The following is a 2,006-nucleotide window of genomic DNA, read 5'->3' as shown; positions in this document are numbered from 1 at the left end:
ACCGCCGTCACCATGGCCGCCGCCATTGCCGTGACCACCGCCGTCACCGTGGCCACCGCCACCCGAGGTGCCGCCCCCGGAAGTACCGCCACCCGAGGTGCCTCCACCCGAGGTGCCTCCACCCGAGGTGCCTCCACCCGAGGTGCCTCCACCCGAGGTGCCTCCACCCGAAGTGCCTCCACCCGAAGTACCACCACCCGAAGTGCCGCCACCCGAAGTACCGCCACCCGAAGTGCCTCCACCGGAAGTGCTTCCACCGGAAGTGCCGCCACCGGAAGTGCCGCCACCCGAAGTGCCGCCATCCGAGCCACCGTTGCCGGACGCATTGCCTCCACGGCCCGTGCCGCCCGTACTGCCTGAGGTACCACCTGTCGTTCCGCCGACGCCGGCAGGTCCGACGGCGCCGTTCCCGTTGTTTCCGCCGCTACCGTTTCCGTTCCCACCACCGGTGCCACCGCCGTTTCCACTGCCGCCCGCACCGGCACCGCCATTACCGACGCCCCGGCCGGCATAAACGTGCACCGCGCACGCAGCCGGATTGGCGGCGCACGGCGATGCGTTCTCGACCAGCGTCATGATGGTGTCCGCGCTGGCATTTGCGTCGGACACGGAGTCAGGTGTGGTGTTCTGTGCGACGGCATACGAGCAGCAGCACGCCAAAGCGGCCGCGGCCAGCAAGGTTGCACGAGGGCGCCGTCCCGCCGTGCGGAACGGTTGTTTCGTCTTATGCATCATGGCCTCCCCATGCGCGCGATGCCTCGTTGCCGCGCGACTATTCACGTGTGGTGCAGGGGGGCTTAAAAGATTCGTTGTCCTATCGTCAGCCGATGGCCTCCGGGCCAGCGCTTGACGCTGGCCGCGAACGCGGATCGGCACGCGGGCCCGCCGTGCGCATCCCACTCTGCGAGATTCGTGCCAGCGGCCGCGCGGGGCCGTGGCGCAAGGCGGGCGCAGTCACGTGACCACGCATGCAACGTCGTCGGGGAGGGTTTTGTTTCCGGAATGAAACGTCGGGGCGTCGTTCAGCGCGCCGGCGCGTCGGCCGCGCGTTGCCAGCGGTGGAACAGGATCGACGCGATCCAGCAGACGAGGAACAGCGCGACGATGCCATAGCCGATCGAGCCGAAGCGTTCGCCGAGCGCATCGAGCGTGTCGCGCACGGGGCCCGTCAGCGACAGCTTGTCGGCCAGCAGGCCGGCCGCTTCGATCCCGCCGATCGCCAGCGCGACGGCCGCCGACACGAACGTGATGCTCGCGTTGTAGAGCAGCTTGCGCTGCGGATCGTCCATCGCCCAGCCGTATGCCTGAATCATCAGCACGTTGTCGGTCGAGTCGATCAGCGTCATGCCGGCGGTGAAAAGCGCGGGAAACAGCATGACCGTATAGATCGGCAGCCCCTGGCTCGCCTGCGCGGCGGCAATCGCGAGCAGGCCGATTTCGGTTGCAGTATCGAAACCGAGCCCGAACAGCACGCCGACCGGATACATGTGCCAGCTCTTCGACACGAACCGGAACAACGGCCGTAGCAACCGCGAGACGAGGCCGGCGGGACGATGGTCGTGCGTGCCGTCGTGCGTGTGCCCGGACGCGCCGCGATAGCGTCGCCACACGTCGCGCAGGATCATCAGGTTCACGCACGCGAGCACCAGCAGGAAGGTGGCCGATACCGCCGTGCCGATCGTGCCGCCGATGTCGCGGAATGCATCGAACCGGTCGCGCAGCGCGAACGCGGTCAGCGCGATGCCGAGCGTCGCGGCGATCACGATCGTCGAATGGCCGAGCGAGAAGAACAGGCCGACGCTCACCGGACGCTGGCCGTCCTGCATCAGCTTGCGCGTCGCGACGTCGATCGCGGCGATGTGATCCGCGTCGACCGCATGGCGCAGCCCGAGCCCGTACGCGATCGCCGCGGTGCCGAACAGCAGCGGATGATCGCGCAGCACGGCGAGCGCCCACAGCCAGACGGCGACGTTCGCGGCGATCAGGCCGGCATAGAGGGTCAGCAG

General features: G+C 68.5%; 1 protein-coding gene and 1 pseudogene. Both read right to left on the bottom strand.

Translation table 11 applies throughout. The annotated features are described in order from the left end of the window. Nucleotides 1-732: pseudogene (locus H3O04_RS36470) on the bottom strand (hypothetical protein); the annotation flags it as partial. A gap of 290 nt (nt 733-1,022) precedes the next feature. Next, the coding region (locus H3O04_RS35150) for a HoxN/HupN/NixA family nickel/cobalt transporter (RefSeq protein WP_202589497.1) at nt 1,023-2,006 on the bottom strand (984 nt) is incomplete at its 5' end.

Origin of the sequence: Burkholderia sp. KCJ3K979, from assembly GCF_016759955.1 — a bacterium.
In the GTDB taxonomy this organism is placed as follows: domain Bacteria; phylum Pseudomonadota; class Gammaproteobacteria; order Burkholderiales; family Burkholderiaceae; genus Burkholderia; species Burkholderia orbicola.
Note: the sequence above shows the minus strand (reverse complement) of the source record. Positions and strands in the feature narration are given on the sequence as shown.